13 protein-coding genes are annotated in these 17071 nt (G+C 39.5%); 11 read left to right on the top strand and 2 right to left on the bottom strand.

Translation table 11 applies throughout. From position 1 onward, the window contains the following. Positions 1 to 59: 59 nt before the first annotated feature. A complete protein-coding gene (locus CXF81_RS09495; RefSeq protein WP_101181122.1) occupies positions 60 to 803 on the bottom strand; it encodes an HNH endonuclease signature motif containing protein in 744 nt (247 codons plus the stop codon). A 487-nt stretch (positions 804 to 1290) separates the two neighbouring features. Between CXF81_RS09495 and CXF81_RS09500 the strand changes: the two genes are divergently transcribed. From CXF81_RS09500 to CXF81_RS09540, 9 genes are all read left to right on the top strand, one after another. After that, positions 1291 to 2445, top strand: coding sequence for a zincin-like metallopeptidase domain-containing protein (locus CXF81_RS09500; protein WP_101181123.1), 1155 nt, complete (start codon positions 1291 to 1293; stop codon positions 2443 to 2445). Positions 2446 to 2725: 280 nt separating this feature from the next. Continuing rightward, positions 2726 to 4192 (top strand): N-6 DNA methylase, encoded by a 1467-nt coding sequence (locus tag CXF81_RS09505; RefSeq protein WP_101181124.1) that lies wholly within the window; start codon positions 2726 to 2728, stop codon positions 4190 to 4192. Next, the gene (locus CXF81_RS19880; RefSeq protein ID WP_157825539.1) at positions 4192 to 5346 is read left to right on the top strand and encodes a restriction endonuclease subunit S; all 1155 of its coding nucleotides are present in this window, start codon (positions 4192 to 4194) and stop codon (positions 5344 to 5346) included. The genes CXF81_RS09505 and CXF81_RS19880 overlap by 1 nt, the downstream gene beginning before the upstream one ends. After that, the gene (gene hsdR / locus CXF81_RS09515; protein WP_101181125.1) at positions 5343 to 7880 is read left to right on the top strand and encodes an EcoAI/FtnUII family type I restriction enzme subunit R; all 2538 of its coding nucleotides are present in this window, start codon (positions 5343 to 5345) and stop codon (positions 7878 to 7880) included. The genes CXF81_RS19880 and hsdR overlap by 4 nt, the downstream gene beginning before the upstream one ends. Further along, positions 7873 to 8082 carry a hypothetical protein gene (locus tag CXF81_RS09520; RefSeq protein WP_101181126.1) on the top strand — a complete coding sequence of 70 codons (210 nt, stop codon included), beginning with the start codon at positions 7873 to 7875 and terminating at the stop codon, positions 8080 to 8082. The genes hsdR and CXF81_RS09520 overlap by 8 nt, the downstream gene beginning before the upstream one ends. A gap of 74 nt (positions 8083 to 8156) precedes the next feature. After that, entirely contained in the window at positions 8157 to 8498 is a 342-nt protein-coding gene (locus CXF81_RS09525) for a hypothetical protein (RefSeq protein ID WP_101181127.1), read from the top strand. A 621-nt stretch (positions 8499 to 9119) separates the two neighbouring features. Continuing rightward, entirely contained in the window at positions 9120 to 9992 is an 873-nt protein-coding gene (locus CXF81_RS09530) for a hypothetical protein (RefSeq protein ID WP_101181128.1), read from the top strand. Between the two features lie 801 nt (positions 9993 to 10793). Further along, positions 10794 to 11192 carry a VOC family protein gene (locus CXF81_RS09535; RefSeq protein ID WP_101181129.1) on the top strand — a complete coding sequence of 133 codons (399 nt, stop codon included), beginning with the start codon at positions 10794 to 10796 and terminating at the stop codon, positions 11190 to 11192. An 815-nt stretch (positions 11193 to 12007) separates the two neighbouring features. Next, entirely contained in the window at positions 12008 to 14383 is a 2376-nt protein-coding gene (locus CXF81_RS09540; RefSeq protein ID WP_101181130.1) for a DUF4238 domain-containing protein, read from the top strand. Positions 14384 to 14767: 384 nt separating this feature from the next. Here the strand turns inward: CXF81_RS09540 and CXF81_RS09545 are convergent, their stop codons facing one another. Next, positions 14768 to 15493 (bottom strand): phage integrase N-terminal SAM-like domain-containing protein, encoded by a 726-nt coding sequence (locus CXF81_RS09545; RefSeq protein ID WP_369828675.1) that lies wholly within the window; start codon positions 15491 to 15493, stop codon positions 14768 to 14770. A gap of 352 nt (positions 15494 to 15845) precedes the next feature. Between CXF81_RS09545 and CXF81_RS09550 the strand changes: the two genes are divergently transcribed. Together CXF81_RS09550 and CXF81_RS09555 are read left to right on the top strand one after the other, a co-directional pair. Beyond that, entirely contained in the window at positions 15846 to 16469 is a 624-nt protein-coding gene (locus tag CXF81_RS09550; RefSeq protein WP_101181131.1) for a hypothetical protein, read from the top strand. 206 nt (positions 16470 to 16675) lie between these two features. Continuing rightward, on the top strand, positions 16676 to 17071 hold a 396-nt coding region (locus CXF81_RS09555), incomplete at its 3' end, for a transposase (protein ID WP_198556368.1).

Raw genomic sequence — 17071 nt, forward strand, 5'->3', positions numbered from 1 at the left:
CAAATTAATGATAGTTGAGCATGTTATTGCGGCAAAGCCGTCATACTCTGTTCAATGGTTTATGTTAACTTATTTATTGCATCTTCAAGCTTGCGAATTTTATTTTGTATCGTTGTATTATAAATATTGGCGTCACCACTATGTGTAACACGGGCGTGACAATTTGGACAAATAGCCGCAACATTATCTGGAGCGTCTGCTCCCCCTTTTGATAATTCAATAATATGGTGGACTTCTAGATAAGCCTCTCCATTCTTTTTCAGAAATGGAGCCGGTTCTTCACATGCCTCACACTGGCTTTTAGACCTAAGTAAAGCATATCTCTTGATTACTTCTTGCCGCGCTCGTATTTTAGCCTGAGAGATTGTACTTTCAACTAAATCTAAAGCCTTTGAGTAAGCAATTTCTCTTAGTTGATTAAAATCAGATTCAGCAGCAGTATCTTCAATTACGCCAGTTCTTCGAATATATTCATAAGCACGACCACTTTGCGTTCCGGTCTTCTGAACAGCCATTTCTTCTTCAGATGATTTAGATTTTTCATGAACATCTATGGTGCTTGTGTCTGCCTTTAAATATTTAGGACCACGCAAAGAACCATCTTTATTATGTTTTTGACAGACTTTTACAGTTGCAATGAATGTAGTTCCAATAGGATAGTTTTCTCTAAGATTTCGAGGAAATTCTACCTTCATGTTATCAAAAAAATCATCTATTGGTTTCACTCGTGGTCGAGTTTCACTTTCGCCTTTGAATGTTTTTAAAACAACCTGTTCAAACTCATCACCATCTGTGTAGCTCATATCCAGTTCCTTTGAAAGTATTACATTTGCACAATTAATATAACCTCGTTAATAAAATTCGTCGAATATAAATTTCTTTTACATTTATATCCATCAATCAAAATCTAAATATACGTAAAAGTCATTGTATAAATTTAACCAGTCATTTTTTTTGAGAAAATGGCAATACATTAGATTTTGAGATCATGGGTAATTCGTTTATGGATGGCTTGAGTATGTATCGCGCAGGCACAGAACAATCAAAGGCTTCTGAAATGAAGTATAGATAACTCCGTTTACTTTATATGTAGCTTTGGGTTCGGTCATTTTGTTCACCTAAAAATTATTAATATCGAGCAAATGGCACAACATTTATTTACGGATCGTTCCACATCACGTTAAACTATTTTTAATTATCTAGCCAATAAAAACACTGCAAAAGTTTATAGTGTAGTGCTAGAGTACAGCGTAGTATTTTGAGACAAAACAGGTTCAGGGAATAGAACGAATGTCTGTAGTAGCATCTTTCGATAATTTAGCCAGTGTAATCAAGCAGCAGTTAGGAAGTCCACTGGATGAATGGCGGATGCCCTGGCACAATGGCGTTTTAGAGCCCTATAATCCTATAAGCGGCCATATTTATATTGGCAACAACGCTATAGCTCTTATCAGATCAGCACAAGATGAAGGATACACCAGCGCAAAATGGGCTGAATTATCCGATTGGAGCAAGAGTAAAAGAAAAGTACAAAAAAGCTCAATACCTACAAAAATTCATAGACCTATTTTTTGTATTTCAACACGAGATAAAAAAATAAACGACAAACGTATAGTCGGATTTAAATTGGTCAAGTTATTCAATGGTGACCAAATTGAAGCACATGATAAAAGCCAGTTAGACTTGTTTGATCAATTCCAAAATGAATTATTAATTGACGATTTTATAGAAAACTGCAACGCTAATATCCACTTTCATGACGGTAATGCCTATTATAATTCAGAATGTGACAGCATATTTATCCCCCATAGAAAAAACTTCACTTCATCTGCAAATGCGCCGGCAGATCACAACTATTACGCGACTATTATTCATGAACTTATCCATTGGACAGGTCACTTATCTCGATTGAACAGATCAACGCTGGGTGATGTTGAGCATGAAAACATAGCACTAGAAGAGCTAATAGCTGAGTTAGGAACGGCACTAATATGCGCGCGTTTCGATAATCAAATTCAACCTCGAACGGATCATGCCGCATATTTAAAATATTGGTTGAAAGGATTAGATGAAGAGCTTTACTTTGGTAATGCGTTTAAACAAGCTCAGGAAGCAATCCACTATTTATATCAATTAACGGGTAATGACATTCACCCATTGTCTTACAATTCGGTTAAGGAAAACGATGGACACCTGGAGCCGGAAAGTAATAAAGAGTCAGAAGATGATATACCAACATTTGAACAAGCAGATACCGGCACCCAACAACAGAATGTCGAAACAGAGTGTGTACAAGCGCCACTCAACCCATTTGTGAGAACGACACGAGTTAACGCTCAGTCTCTCAACTGTAGCCTTGAATATTACGTTACGCTTATGCGATATGAAGCGGTGTCGATATGCCCAGGCTGTTTTGCTGGCAACCATCATAGACTAGTGTGGTAGTGCTGTGAGTATAGCATTAACAATGATAGGCAGAACGATAAATGAAGTGGATTTAAACTATAAAGATGGTGGTTCAGGCCTGATAGGCATTACTGAATATCATTATCAGCGACGCTAACAAATATCGAGTTAAAAATGTATATAAAAAGCCTATTAATTAGTAATCTGGGGTATGGCTATAAACCCATAGCGCAGAATCAAATATAAACCGGCTTGGCTTTAGACTTATAATTAAGCGGGCGAAAACTAAAATCTAAAGATGTAATGGAAACCAACATAGATGTTTGAACAAACTTTTAAAAATATTGACGACACTCTTCACAAAGATGCCGGTTGCTCAAGTGAATTAGACTATACCGAACAAACCTCTTGGATGCTGTTCTTAAAGTACCTGGATGACTTGGAGTTCATTAAGTCGCAAGAAGCTGAACTAATGGGGCAAGAGTATCAATACATTATTGATGAAGAGCACCGTTGGAATAAGTGGGCTGCTCCAAAAGACAAGGAAGGTAACTTTGACCACAACAACGCCTTAACCGGCGATGATTTGATGGACTACGTTGATAGCGAACTCTTCCCCTACTTGAAGGGCTTCAAACAACGTGCTGATGGTCCTCAAACCATCGAGTATAAGATTGGTGAAATTTTTGGTGAGATAAAAAATAAGATCCAAAGTGGCTACTCTTTGAGAGACGCATTAGAGAAAATTGATGAATTACGTTTTCGCTCACAAGACGATAAGCACGAGCTTTCTCATTTATATGAAGTAAAAATTAAGAACATGGGTAACGCTGGCCGTAATGGCGGTGAATATTATACGCCGCGACCGCTTATCCGCGCCATGATTGACGTATTAAAGCCTAAGATTGGTGAAACCATCTATGACGGTGCTGCTGGCTCGGCAGGCTTCTTGTGTGAGGCCTTTGATTATATGCGTAAAGGCGGAGCCGAGAAAAAACAACTATCTACACATGAGCTAGACGTACTTCAAACAAAAACATTTTACGCTAAGGAGAAAAAATCGCTAGCCTACGTAATTGCAATCATGAATATGATATTGCATGGCATTGAAGCACCTAACGTAATTCATACAAATACTCTTGGTGAGAATTTACAAGACATTACTCCTAATAATCAGCACGATATCATTTTGGCTAATCCACCATTTGGCGGCAAAGAGCGCCCAGAAGTTCAACAAAACTTCCCGATCAGAACGGGCGAAACGGCATTTTTATTTTTGCAGCACTTTATTAAGTCGCTTAAGCCTGGGGGGCGTGCGGCCGTGGTGATTAAAAATACGTTCCTCTCCAATAACGATAATGCCGCTATTGCCTTGCGAAAAGAACTGCTGGAAAACTGCAACTTACATACAGTACTCGATTGTCCAGGAGGCACATTTATAGGAGCTGGTGTTAAGACCGTTGTGCTGTTTTTTACCAAAGGTGAAGCCACTCAAAGCACATGGTTCTACGAGCTGAACGTTGGCCGTAATATGGGTAAAACCAATCCGCTTAACGACAAGGACTTACAAGACTTTGTTGAATTACAAAAGACGTTTGAATCATCTGAAAAGTCTTGGTCAGTAGCTACAAATGAATTAGACGAAAAAACTTGGGACCTATCGACTAAAAATCCCAATATTGCGGAAGAAATAGCCCTACGCGAACCATCTGAAATTATAGAAGAAATTATTGCGCTGGACAAAGAGAGTGAAGCTATTTTAAGTAATATCAAGGCGCTTTTGTGATGAGCTGGGCTAATCTTAAGTTAAGTGATGTTTGCAGACTTATTAATGGTAGAGCTTATAAGAAGCACGAAATGTTATCAGAGGGACCTTATCCGCTGCTAAGAGTAGGTAACTTCTTCACAAATAGGGGGTGGTTTTATTCTGATATGGAGTTAGGAGCTGACAAATATTGTGATAATGGCGACCTTTTATATGCTTGGTCAGCCTCATTTGGGCCTAGGATTTGGGAAGGTGGTAAAGTCATCTATCACTATCATATTTGGAAGATAGAAATAGATGATGAGTTGGTAGATAAGAATTATCTCTATTACTTACTAGACTGGGATAAGGAGCTTATTAAATCTGAGCAGGGCACGGGAACAACAATGGTCCACGTTACAAAAGGATCAATGGAAAGTCGTATACTGCCATTTCCAAATGTAGAAGAGCAAAAACGCATCGTTGCCATTCTCGACCAAGCCTTTGCAGACATCGACAAAGCGCGCGCCACAGCCGAGCGTAACCTTAAAAACGCCCGTGAGTTGTTTGATAGCTATTTGCAGCAGGTGTTTAGTCAGCGTGGTGAGGGGTGGGAAATATATAATTTAGGTAATTTATGTGAATTAATATCTGGTCAGCATATAGATGCAAAGGATTATAATTCTGAGCGGACAGGTATTGGTTACTTAACTGGTCCCTCAGATTTTGGTCAAATTTATCCGGTGGTCACTAAGTGGACGGAACATCCAAAAAGGACAGCCATTAAGGGTGACATTTTAATCACTGTGAAGGGTTCAGGAGTTGGTAAAATTAATGTTATGAACGATAAAGAATTAGCTATTAGCCGGCAGTTGATGGCCATTCGCCCAACTAATGCCAAGGGAGAGATACTCTATTGGTTTGTAAGTACGCAATATCAATATTTTCAGTCATTAGCTAACGGTGCTGCAATTCCGGGAATTTCCCGAGGTGATGTTCTGGATTTAAAATTATGTTTGCCAGATATGAAAAGTCAAGTAAATTTAGGGAAAGATATTTCTGAATTTGATTCAGGGATAATAGCATTAAAAAAAATCTACGAAGGCAAGATAATTGCATTAGACGAACTCAAAAAATCCATCCTGCAAAAAGCCTTTACTGGTGAATTGACTAAAAGCAAAGGAATTGCCGCATGACGTTTATCCCGAAGAATAAAGCGAACCGCAATGAAGCGGAAACGCGCGCTGACCATATTGATCCCCGCCTCGAAAATGATGGTTGGTTTCAAGTTGGCGATAGCCGTATTCGACGGGAATATGAAATTACTAAAGGCCGCATATTAGTCGGTGGAAAGCGTAGTCAACGATTGATTGCCGATTACGTGCTTATACACAAAGGTCAGAAAGTAGCAGTTATAGAGGCTAAAAAGGAAGCCTTGAGCTATACCGAAGGGGTGCGGCAAGCTAAAGACTATTCTGAGCGCTTACAGTGCCGATTTGCTTATTCAACGAATGGGCATGACATTTATCAAATTGATATGGTCACTGGCGAAGAAAAGCTGGTTGAGCGTTACTTATCACCGGATGAGATTTGGGCCCTAACCTTTAATGAACAAGATAAACAAGCACCTGAATTCAAAAAAGAGTGGCGTGAGCGGTTTGCTACAATACCCTTTGAAACAAAAGGCGACTGGCAACCTCGTTATTATCAAGAAAATGCAATTAATAACGCACTAGAGGCGATAGCTGAAGGGAAGCAAAAAATACTGCTGACATTAGCAACTGGAACCGGTAAAACCTGTATTGCCTTTCAAATAGCATGGAAGTTGTTTCAAAGTCGGTGGAGTTTAACCGCGCAGAAAAATCCTGAATTAGCCAAACGTCGTCCCCGTATTTTATTTTTAGCAGATCGCAATATATTAGCCAACCAAGCCTTCAATGATTTCGGTCCTTTCGGTGAAGACGCAATTTGCCGAGTAAATCCAAAAGAAGTTAAAAAAACGGGGAAGGTGCCTAAAAATGCCAGTGTTTTCTTTTCTATTTTTCAAACATTTTTATCTGGTAGCGATCCTGACGAAGACATTACCGCCTATCTGGGCCAATACCCGGAAGACTTTTTCGATTTAGTTGTAATTGATGAGTGTCACAGAGCTGGCGCGAATAAAGCAGGTAGATGGCGAGACGTGTTAAACAGATTTAAACCAGCGGTTCATCTAGGCTTAACAGCTACTCCTAAACGCGATGGCAACGTTGATACATATGAGTACTTTAATGAGCCAGTATATAAATATTCGTTAAAGCAGGGAGTCAATGACGGCTTCTTAACGCCGTTCAAAGTTTACCCTACAGTCGGTACTATGGATGAATACGTCTACAGTCCAGGTGACGGAGTGGTCGTCACTGGTGAGCCTGAACCTGGACGTCTTTACAAAGAAGGTGATTTTAATCGCATTATTACCATCCCAGAACGAGAAAAAAAGCGTGTTGAATACTGGATGGATCAATTCAAACCAAATGAAAAGACGCTTGTATTTTGCGCTACCCAGACACATGCTGGCATGGTCCGTGACTTTATTAATCAATACGCTAGACAGAAAGGCTGGACGAGTAATGTAAACTATTGCGTTCGCGTCACCGCAAATGACGGAGCCGCCGGCGAAAACGATCTTAAGATTTTTGCTGATAACGAAAAAACTATACCGACCATATTAACCACTTCTCGAAAGCTCTCTACGGGAGTTGATGCGCGTAACGTACGCAACATTGTTCTTATGCGTCCCTGTAACAATATGATTGAGTTTAAACAGATTGTTGGTCGTGGTACGCGAATGTATGAAGGGAAAGACTATTTCACAATCTATGACTTTGTAAAAGCACATCATAATTTTGCTGACCCCGAATGGGATGGCGAACCCTTACCTCCAGAAAATCAATGTGAAGTATGTGGTGACAATCCTTGCAGTTGCAAAAAAACTCCGTGCGAAGTTTGTAGTTTTAGCCCATGCAAGTGCCCTAAAGAACCTTGTGTAGATTGCGGGTATGAGCCCTGTGTATGTGGTCAACCTATTTGTGAAAAATGCGATTCAGTACCCTGTGTTTGTGAGCCATCTCGTTGCCCAGATTGTGACTCTATCCCCTGTGAATGCCAGAAAAATAAAAAGGTTGTCATTAAATTAAGTGATGGAAAGACTCGACAAATAAAACATATTTCATCGGTAATGTATTGGTTCGGCGATAAGCCCATAACAGCCAAAGAATTTGTAGAGCGTCTATTCTCAGATTTACCTGATTTTTTTGAAAATGAAGACCAGTTGCGCGAAATATGGAGCGACCCAACCACACGGGAAGCATTACTTTTAAGCTTATCAGAAGCCGGTTACGATGAAGAAAAGCTTGATGGAATGAAAGAGCTTATTGATGCTAAAGATAGCGATGTATACGACGTACTGCGCTATGTAGCTTTCGCCAGTGAAGCTGTTAGTCGTGAAGCTAGAGTTACAACGACAAGCCCAAGTATCAAAAAAGCGTTTACTGATAATAAGCAGCTAGAGTTTATCAATTTCATCCTTGGAAAATACGTTGAAGACGGCGTGGCAGAGTTATCGCCAAATAAAATGCGTAGTCTAATCGAACTTAAGTACAACACCATTAGCGATGCTGTTGACGAGCTTGGTTCGCCATCAGTGATCCGAGAAACGTTTATTGGTTTTCAGAAGTATTTATATGAGTAAAAAAGATGAATATCATACGGTCGTTATTTCATATTTAGGTGACGGCAAAGGAAAAACAGAAACATACTATTATGGTGATGCGAAAGCACCAATCGAACCGATAAATGATTTCGGCCAGTTGAGAATTACTAAAGCAAGCTCAATAACGGAAATAACAAGAAATACTAATTCATTAACAAGAATTATAGATTGGTTTAAATAAAAACAATATGGTTATGTGATTAATTGACAGACTAGTGCCGGTTAAGCATCCATATAACTAAAGGACCATAAAAAATGTTTGCAAAAGATGCTTATCAAGCCACAAAAAATAGGGGAGAAAACCTTCACAAACTCGTCTATTATTTCGGTTCGCAAACTGATTTGGCGAATAAAATCATTGGACGTTCCATTACTCAACCACATATAAGCTTAATTGTTAATGGAAAAAGATCATTGTACGAGCAAGAAGCGAGAGCTATTGAGCGCGATTTAAGTATTCCGATCGGATGGTTGGATATTGAACCATGGCAGTCACAAGAATGGAGACTGTTGGAAAAGTATTTATTATTGGATGAACATGGTAGACAAGCGTTTGATGAGTTACTCGCTTTGTTTAGAACAAAATCGCTACAGTAATAGGTAAATATATGACTAAACAAAGATACAAATGATAAGTGGACACAGGCGAAGGAGTTGTACTTACAGCTTACCTAATACGCCAGTGGTTAAGTAGTATGCCATGAGTATTATTCATTGAGTAATTCGCACTCACAAAAAGATTCGTGCGGGTTTTTCCAGCTAACATGTGCAATGGTCTAAATACCTTGGAAATTCCGTTATTATTTTTATAATTTCAAGTTATCTGTCACTGGGAAAATGTTATTCAGATTGCAATGTCATAAGGATTACAATTTACTCGAAAACAAGTCATATAGGAATTTTTAGCTGGCACTCACATGAGCTGACATTTCCATCAAAACGGCAATACTAGATCCCCCAAATTGTTTTCTTACCCCTATTCCAAGTAGATACTATTTGGCACAATTTTTCTATCTCGTCACTTACCTGCCTATGATAGTGTACATGAGCACCTAAACACATTGCAAAATACGCATAAAAAACAAATAATAATTATAGGCCTGTTGCATGATGCAATAAACGAAATGTTGATTAGGAAATTCAAATGGAAATGTTGGTGAATTTGGTGCTAGAGATTCTCTATGAGCAAATATTAGAAGTTGGTGAGCAAGAATGAGAATGTCAATAAGTCCAATGCTAATTACCTTAACATTCTTGCTAGCAGGGAACGTTTATTCTCAAGACAAAGAATCTCAGTTAGCGCAATATAAAGCTGAGGTACTTAAGCAAGCAGCTAGCTACCCAGTTAAAATCAATGACCGAAATATGCTGAGAAATGGTTATATTAAAGGTAATACTCATGTTCTTGAGATCCAAGTTATTGACAGAGTGGGGACGGAAATTAGTGAAGAGGAGCGGGCTAAAATTGATAAACAACTGAATGATACGTTGGGTTCGTTGTATTGCAAAACCGGTACTAATGAAAGTATTTCAAGAACGCTCGGATTGAATATTGAATATAAGTACTATGATAAGGCTTTAACTCCCTTTCATTCTGTTTTGTTTAGCCAAGAAAATTGTGATAACTCACTGGCAAAACCGGCTAATCAAAGAACTGAACAAGAAGTAAGAGTTGCAATGCAAATAAGGGAGCTTGAGCAGGTTGGTAAAGGCACTGTGACTGTATGTCGAGAGAAAATATATAATGGTTCCATAAATTTACTTTATACTAATGAAATTGAAAAAAGAGCTGTAATTTTTGCGACTGATGAATATGTTGTTAACACTATTTCAATTAGTCTTAACAAAACACAAATTGCTGAATTTAGCGCATTGATTACGGATGCTGAAGCAAAAGCAATGAAGGTACCCAACCTTGAGAATGTCAATTTGGGTGATTACCTTACTAGAACAGGAACTGTTAAGCTTTTCGGACAAAAAGGTAAACTCAAAGGTTTCTTCGCAGCGGTTCCCGGTGTGGATAATGTTATATTAAGCATAGATGCGAAAAAGATTAGCCATTGTCTATCGCAAATCGAGCCGTTCTTATAATTGTGAGTGTTTATTAAGATTTTTTTTTGCGAATGACTTTTTCGCTAACTTAAGTAGGGCGCAGCTGGATAACTCATTGACAGAAAATGTATTCATTACGTTTTTTTAAAGGCTTTCTATTTGCAAAATTGGTTTTTATTACCAAATTGATACCGATAAATAGTAACACTAGTAGTAACACTTATAAAAATAATTTTGGTTTTAAGTCATTAAATACAGTTGCTTAATTCATTTTTTTAACTCCCTCTCTCTCCGCCATATTTTGTAGCTAAGCCTCTGTTTTTAAGCGGCTTTTTATATCTATTACTTTGCAAGCCGTCAAGAAAACCGTCAAATATCTGCGTTGCTATAAAAAACGACCTCACAGAATATTAATCGAACCTGATCAATGGGAGTAGGGGACTGATTTTTTATTAAGTCTACTATTGCATTCGTTCGGCAAAGTTACATCCAGTTACTACTATTCGCCCCTAGGAGCGAGTCAGCTATCGGGCAGGCATGTGCCAATAACGGTCATTCGCTATGCAGTGATTAAAGGTAACCTATAGATTAGTTACGTCACCAAAATATCAGGTTCGTTTCGCTCACCATCAGCAAACAACCTGATGGCAAAGCTTTATGATAGCTATATTCCTACCGCAGTAATTTGCATTGCATAAATGTCCATATTAAATGCTTTTTAAAATCTTACTATCTAGTTAGAAAAGCCTTTACCTTAACTTAGCTTGAGGTTTTATCATACGTCTGAACTTTAATCATTTATAATAACAAAAACTCAAAAATATTAATTAGGAGATGAGAATGATACCAATAGATGCAGTAATGAGAGTTGGTCGACCTACGGATAATCTGGAACAGATAACAAAAATGTATGCTGACGGACTCGGTTTTGAGGTCATTGGAGGTTTTGATGGTCATGGCGATTTTAGTGGTCGAATGCTTGGCCACCCTAAACAACATTATCACTTAGAATTTACTACACACAGCAAAGAGAAAGCTGGCCGTGCGCCTACGTTGGAAAATCTTTTAGTATATTATGTTCCTGACGATCTTGAGTTTGCTGCGGCTATCGACAAAATATCTGGGGCTGGTTTTATAAAGGTCGACTCCTTCAACCCATACTGGGAGGGCGGTGCTCAAACATTCGAAGATGTGGATGGTTATAGAGTCGTGATAAATAATGGTGAAAGCCCATTCTAAATCTCACATAACAATTATTGCTGGAATTTCATTATTGTATTTCACGCTTTCACTTCGCCATCTTATGGTGGCGTTGATACTTTTGCTTAATAGCGTAATCCAATTTATTCGAAATCACACATCACTCATAGGGAGGTTTGAGTGTTTTTTCTTGTCGCTTTCAATTTTATCGTATGACTGCAATTCGCTCTAAGCTGCCGTCAAACCAGCCCATCCGGCAGTTTGGAATGAAGAGCTTTGACAACCAAATTAGTTATTAGATGTCGGGTGAGTAACTTCTGCGACAGGTTCACTGTTTCTTGTTATTAGAACGCGAGTCCAGTTCTTAGACTCAAATTTGCGCATTACACTACTAAAATTTCGTTTGAAAATTGATATTGGGTATATTGCGTCAAACTCATTACTATTTTTATTCATTGTGACCACCGATCTTCCCCTAAATCTGTAGACACTTTTTACTTAGAAAGTCTGCCAAGCTTTAATGACTGTAATCTGCTATTTTGAATCGTTCGGCAGCTGCCACTCGTAGTTCCTATTTTGGAACAAACTTCTTAGTCAGGTTAAACGCTAAACCGTCTGCTTCACGCTCAATGCCGCCCTTTAATCGATTTTGACGACAGTGTACCTTTTCGAATGAAGGTACATGCAACATAGGTGAATATGCAGCACAAGTATATGTTCACATTCGTAACAGCTCTTATTTCTCTCGCCAAACCGAGATTAAGTTTGGTAGTATTTGGATACACAAGAAAAACTAGCCGGCATTGAAAACTCGACAATAACCCTAATTGAGTGCTCTAAGGAATGGAGGTGGGATGGCAACAAAAGATAATCATTATATTCCTCAATGGTATCAAAAAGGTTTCATGAGTGAGCGTAATAATCAGCTCTGTCACCTAACACCAAAAAATATACCTTTACCAAACGGCGAATTGAAAAAAGTTAAATTTCGAAAATGGTACACACCTGCACAAAAATTCTACAAAGAGCATCTCTATTCAACATTCTTTGGTGCAGAAGTAAACGATGAGATTGAGCAAAAACTTTTTGGACCAATAGACGACAACGGTTCTCTAGCAGTGCGCGCTTTTATTACTGACGATCAAGCTAAGTGGCACAATAGTTTTGAGGTTTTTTTCACTTATTTAGACGCTCAGAAACTTCGAACTCCTAAAGGTTTGGACTGGATTAGAAGTAAATACCCAGAGCTAAGTCAGGTACAGTTAATGACTGAAATGCAGGCATTACGGACCATGCATTGCACTTTGTGGGCTGAAGGCGTTCGAGAGTTGGTGTCAGCAGAAGACTCGGAAGTGAAATTTATTTTATCCGACCACCCGGTGACCATTTATAACTATGCCTGCCCACCTGATTTTGAGTTATGCGATTATCCTAATGACCCTGATATTGCGTTGAAGGGCTCTCAAACGATATTTCCACTAGACAAGAATCGCTGCTTGATTTTGACAAACCTCGAATACGCTCAAGATCCTGAAAACGCTAATCCACTACAGCAGCGTACTAATGCGACTCGTATGCGTCAAAGCATGGTCAACACTATTGAGTTTATCAATACCCGTAAGTTATCAGCCGATGATGTAACGAAGATAAACCACATCGTAAAAAGCAGAGCAAAAGAGTCAGTTGCGGCTGGTAAAAGCGAGTGGCTTTGCCCTGAACGGGATATTACTTGTCATTGGTCTGAGTTAAGACACGTACTATTGCCACCTAGAGAGGGCGTGCGCTTTGGTGGGGAGATGTATGCTAAGTTCGAAGATGGCTCTGTTCACTATCAGGATGCCTTTGGTAGAACGACACCACCGAGTAATTACTTAAACAAAGATATTGATGAAGCCCTATTAGGACGCAACGATCGGTGTGGATGTGGTAGCGGTAAAAAATACAAGAATTGTTGTCAAAATGTCCCAGAGGAATTGCGCTCTACATGGACTGTAGCCGGCATCAGAGAACGGCAATTGGCACTCTGCAACTGCATCCGTGATGTCTTGGGACTTAATAGCGGGAAAACGTGGCTAGACGTCAGGCGGGAGCTTTCGAGTGACCAGATTAAGAAGGTTTATGAGTTCTATTCGGTACTGTGGCCTCGTGACACCGATATTTACTCACTTCTGCCAAAATCTGATGGCAAGTTCAGAGGCTTATACACAGGACCACTAGACACTCGAACAATTGGCAGTAATGCGTTACCGATGGCATCTATGTTTGATGAGTTTTTGATTGAGACGCCGGTAACCAACCCTAATATTGTTAGACCAGACTTTAGCCCAATAGAGAATCCAGCCAAATTCAAATACCAAGCATTAAAGGAATTTATGTTCATGCTTGAGTTAGAGCCATATATTGGTCTCGGATTGATTAATGTAATCCCCGACCCAAGCGAGTTTGATTTGCCTCTGATGAGAGCAATGATGGAGATGGCAAGAGAACGTGGCGATAGGCGAGATATAGTAACGGGGCAAGACCGTCGATTACATTTCAGGTTGTCTACTGAAGACTTATTGAATTCAACAGTTATGATGCCCCGAGAAGCGCGAATTCAGTTGTTGATTGGTCAATTTGGTTTGGATGAAGGTGCTGCTACTCAATTGATCGATGAATTAGGGAGAATAGCCGAAGTTTCACCGCTAACACTTTTACAGCAAGTAGAGCCTAGACTTAGTGAGCAGCTCGTTCAATTTCGAATGGGGCCTAACTATGAAATGGCACTGTTGATTGCTCAAGCAACTGGCTCTGTGCTGGTTACGGACAGCAGTACTAGGTGGCAGGAATTAATATCTGCTCAACATAGAGCACAAGGAGTTGTGACCTATCCATGGAATAACGCTAATTCCCAATTTAATGTCTTACCGATTGATGAATTGTTCCTAGATACATTCAAGAAATCTCAAGGTGATTTTGCTATTGCTCGAAATTGGCTTAAAGCAACTGACCAGATGGTATTGGGCAACAATAGCAATTCAGCCCAATTAACAAGGGTAGCTAGTCGGGCAAGAGACCTGATTAATCGACTTGAACAGGTTTCCGAACCATTACGATTGGCTTCTTTGAGGATTTTGAGTCCTGAAGGTGGATTATATGATGCCAATGTCCAAAGGTTACTAACCCGTTCTAGCTGCTTGAGATATGACCGGTACGTCAGGTCATTATACGGTATTGGAATCCAAGGTTGATTAATCTTGGATTACTAATATAGTAATAGTTTGCAGTTGCTCACATAAGATTTAAGGCGATTTTGCTTTAGATTTAGTCACAACATGACTGACCAGCTATATTGTCTTAAGCATACCCGGAAAGATGAGCGAGTGAACGCCTGTAAATCGCTGTGAGCTCTAAGCCGTCGTAATGTAAAAAATCCTGACAGTCAGCTAACTGCCTGAACTTGTCTTAGACAGCTTAACGGCAAAAGCCGCCATACGCAGCTCAAATTTTTAAGAAAAGTTTGTACCAATTGCTAACTTTGAAAGATTCTAAATTAACTATATTTTTACAAACGTCGCCTAGCAATATTAATCTGTTGTAATAGTAAAAAGCGGACGGTTGTCCGCATACATTATTCAAGGCTCTTGCCAATGCCGTACTATGAAGATGATGTCGACAGTAATAACCATCATAAGGGTGTTCACAGCGCGTGGTTGATGGGAATATGTATTGCCACTTAAACTCTTTACAGTATTGGGGTACTTTCTTGCTAGGCTCGTCTGTAAGCTTGTCATCCCGCTTCCCTCAGCAATATTTTTCATGTGTATGCCGCGTACTTTTTCTATCTGTGCTTTTAATGGTTCAATCAGCTTTTTAGGTAACATCGTGGTGCGGTCTTTACCGCCTTTTCCACGAAATACAAATACAGTCTTAGCGTCGAAGTCGATATCTTTAATCCGTAACTTAAGTAACTCTGTTTTTCGCAAGCCGCTACCATATAGCAACGAAAACATGAGTTTATATTGGGGGTGCATTAGTCCAATGACAGAGAGGGCTTCTTTGTGCGAAAGTACAGTTGGGACTCTCGTAGGTGCTCTAGCTCTTACTGCATCAGGCAGGAGTGCTAACTCCCTTTCGAAGATATGCTTATACATAAACACAATAGAGCACAGCGCCAAGTTCTGTGTAGATGAAGTCACTTCTCGATTGACAGCAAGGTGTGTCAGGAATTGTGTCACCTCTTGTTCGCCGAGGTCTTTAGGGTGACGTTTCTGATTGAACAAAATAAAACGTTTTATCCATAACAGGTAAGTTTTCTCAGTTTGTATTGAATAATGCTTTGTTCTCATGACATGTCGAATGCTTTCTAAAAATGCTCAGTAAACCGCATTTTACAAAAGTGACAACAGGCCTACAGACCATTTAATTCCTGCACTTAAGGCTAGATTAGACCTTGTGGTTACGATGCACGCATAGTAACCACACTGATTTAATTGTACTTTTACGTTAGGTTATTTTTTTACTGTATTTATAAGAACGTGACGAGCGGGTTTACCATGCATGCATCGTAAACGCAGAAAAAGTTGTAGAAATTATCACCGAAAAAATAGTAAGCTATTGAAAATAATCGAGTATGAGGGCTGTGTGAAATGAAACTATCTCGTTGTTACAATGCGGTCTGCATAATAAGTTATTATGCGTTAAGGAGAGCTAGTGAATAAGTTCAGTTTTGCTATTTTGGTTTCAGTTCTTTTGGGGTGTGGTGATAGTAAGGAGGCTAGTCCTGTGACTGAATCAAAATTTAATCCAGCTAAAGGCTTGGTGATGGTTGAGAACGGCAGTATCGAAGAGGTTCGAGCAGCGATATCTGACTACGACTCGCTTGCAAGAGAAGAGGTCGTGGGATCCTTTACAGTAGAATTGCATGAGCAAAAAGACGGAAGCATTGCTGTCTTGTTTCCAAATGGACTACCTAGCTACGACATTGCCAATATTACGGTTTGGCTTGACGCACCTCCAAATCAAGAAAATGTCTACGGCGCCAAATCATGGGTGTCCACGCCTGACGGTACTAATGAGTACTTTCTCAAACCTGAAGTCGAAAATGAATGGGGCGATACATTGGTAGGCTCATCAAAGTCGGGAAAGTCAGTTCGTATCTACGTTCCAGAAACGGGAATTTCACAAATAACTCAATTTGTAGAGTATCAACCGGAACCCACAATATCTCTTAGTTCTAAACCCGTTAGCTTTTCCATAACTTTAGATACTGATATTTCATGGGCCAATCCTACGCTTTCTGTCAATCGACCCATGGATCATAATTGGAAAAACTAATGCATAACAAAAAGTTGGACACGGATTTCGGTAAGCTGTCATCTTTTTTGTTCCAAAAAAGCCACCAACTTACCTACGCCAGTGAACTTGGCGTTGAGGCTGTAGAAAAACCCTAAAATAGTTTAAAAAACACACAGTTTTAACTTCCCACCGATCACCGTTTGTGATCAAATAGGTATTATCAATTAGCCATAGGAGCCTTGGTGATGCCACGATTTATCTCCCTAAATTATCAGCAAAGTACGATGGTTGTGATTAACTATCTCGACCAACTTCAAGCTGGCACGTTTGAACATGCAATCCATCATTTGATTGATTCGACGTTGGATTTATCAGTGTTCTATCCCAAGTATAAAAATAATAAGAATGGTCGGCCTGTGTATGATCCAGCGGCTTTACTTAAAATCATTCTGTTTGCCTATTCCAAAGGCATTACCTCGAGTCGAGAAATCCAGTGGTGCTGTGAAATGAATATTATATTTAAGGCGTTGAGCTGTGATTCAGTGCCACACTGGACAACGATTGCCGTTTTTGTCAGTGGCCGTAAACAAGAGATTGAATCGGTGTTTGAGCAGATGTTGTTGATATGTCATGAGCAAGGA

This window comes from Glaciecola sp. 33A, from assembly GCF_002836745.1.
GTDB lineage: Bacteria > Pseudomonadota > Gammaproteobacteria > Enterobacterales > Alteromonadaceae > Glaciecola.